A 2,257-nucleotide genomic window follows, 5' to 3' on the forward strand; every position below is an offset into this window, starting at 1 on the left:
GAAAGGCCAATCAAACTCGGAAATAGCTGGTTCTCCGCGAAATCTATTTAGGTAGAGCGTCGGATGAATACCTTGGGGGGTAGAGCACTGGATGGGCTAGGGGGATTTACCGTCTTACCAAACCTAACCAAACTCCGAATACCCAAGAGTACTATCTGGCAGACAGACGGTGGGTGCTAACGTCCATCGTCAAAAGGGAAACAACCCTGACCGCCAGCTAAGGCCCCCAAATCATGGCTAAGTGTGAAAGGATGTGGGGATCCCAAAACAACCAGGATGTTGGCTTAGAAGCAGCCATCATTTAAAGAAAGCGTAACAGCTCACTGGTCTAAATAAGGGTTCCTGCGCCGACAATGTAACGGGGCTCAAGCCATGTGCCGAAGCTGCGGATGTGATCCTTAGGGATCACGTGGTAGCGGAGCGTTCCGTAAGCCTGTGAAGGGAGACTCGTGAGAGCTCCTGGAGGTATCGGAAGTGCGAATGCTGACATGAGTAACGACAAACAGTGTGAGAGACACTGTCGCCGAAAGTCCAAGGGTTCCTGCGTAAAGCTAATCTGCGCAGGGTTAGCCGGCTCCTAAGGCGAGGCCGAAAGGCGTAGTCGATGGGAATGGGGTGAATATTCCCCAGCCTGCGGGTAGTGACGAATGCCGTGTATTGTAGTGCCTTATTGGATTGGTGCTGCAGTGAAGGTGTTCCAGGAAATAGCTCCCGCGTATAGACCGTACCCTAAACCGACACAGGTGGACTGGTAGAGTATACCAAGGCGCTTGAGAGAATGGTGCTGAAGGAACTCGGCAAATTGCCTCCGTAACTTCGGGAGAAGGAGGCCCTCGACTTGGGCAACCAGGTCGGGGGGGCACAGACTAGGGGGTAGCGACTGTTTACCTAAAACACAGGGCTCTGCGAAGCCGTAAGGCGACGTATAGGGTCTGACGCCTGCCCGGTGCCGGAAGGTTAAGAGGAGATGTGCAAGCATTGAATTGAAGCCCCGGTAAACGGCGGCCGTAACTATAACGGTCCTAAGGTAGCGAAATTCCTTGTCGGGTAAGTTCCGACCTGCACGAATGGCGTAACGACTTCCCCGCTGTCTCCAGCACCTACTCAGTGAAATTGAATTCCCCGTGAAGATGCGGGGTTCCCGCGGTCAGACGGAAAGACCCCATGAACCTTTACTATAGCTTTGCACTGGCATTCGTGTTTGCATGTGTAGGATAGGTGGTAGGCTTTGAAGCATGGGCGCCAGCTCGTGTGGAGCCATCCTTGAAATACCACCCTTGTGAATATGAATGTCTAACCGCGGTCCGTCATCCGGATCCGGGACCGTGCATGGTGGGTAGTTTGACTGGGGCGGTCGCCTCCCAAAGTGTAACGGAGGCGCGCGATGGTGGGCTCAGACCGGTCGGAAATCGGTCGTCGAGTGCAATGGCATAAGCCCGCCTGACTGCGAGACTGACAAGTCGAGCAGAGACGAAAGTCGGCCATAGTGATCCGGTGGTCCCACGTGGACGGGCCATCGCTCAACGGATAAAAGGTACTCTGGGGATAACAGGCTGATGATGCCCAAGAGTCCATATCGACGGCATCGTTTGGCACCTCGATGTCGACTCATCACATCCTGGGGCTGGAGAAGGTCCCAAGGGTTCGGCTGTTCGCCGATTAAAGTGGTACGTGAGTTGGGTTCAGAACGTCGTGAGACAGTTCGGTCCCTATCTGCCGTGGGTGTAGGAATATTGAGAGGATCTGTCCTTAGTACGAGAGGACCGGGATGGACGTACCTCTGGTGGACCTGTTGTGGCGCCAGCCGCATTGCAGGGTAGCTATGTACGGACGGGATAACCGCTGAAGGCATCTAAGCGGGAAACCCACCTCAAAACGAGTATTCCCTTGAGAGTCGTGGTAGACCACCACGTTGATAGGCCGGGTGTGGAAGTGCGGCAACGCATGTAGCTTACCGGTACTAATAACTCGATTGGCTTGATCACTCCCATTAATCCATGCTCATCCCAAGCGGATCTCTCGAGATCCGCGGGAATGACCATCGACGACAAACCATACAAAACCAGTTTCTTCTGTGCTTCGCCGGCCTGGTGGTCATGGCGAGGAGCCTGAACCCGATCCCATTCCGAACTCGGCCGTTAAACTCCTCCGCGCCAATGGTACTTTGTCTTAAGACACGGGAGAGTAGGTCGCTGCCAGGCCTGCAAAGCACAGAAATCCTTCGAAAAATTCTCTTCACGATGAAACACAAACAAAA

Annotated in this window: 2 rRNA genes; both read left to right on the forward strand. The window is 54.0% G+C overall.

Annotated features, from left to right (window positions below):
* Positions 1-1,985, forward strand: a 23S ribosomal RNA gene (locus tag G342_RS0115085); the annotation flags it as partial.
* A gap of 101 nt (positions 1,986-2,086) precedes the next feature.
* Positions 2,087-2,201, forward strand: a 5S ribosomal RNA gene (gene rrf / locus G342_RS0115090).
* Positions 2,202-2,257 lie beyond the last annotated feature (56 nt).

The sequence above is a fragment of the Kaistia granuli DSM 23481 genome, assembly GCF_000380505.1.
Lineage (GTDB): Bacteria > Pseudomonadota > Alphaproteobacteria > Rhizobiales > Kaistiaceae > Kaistia > Kaistia granuli.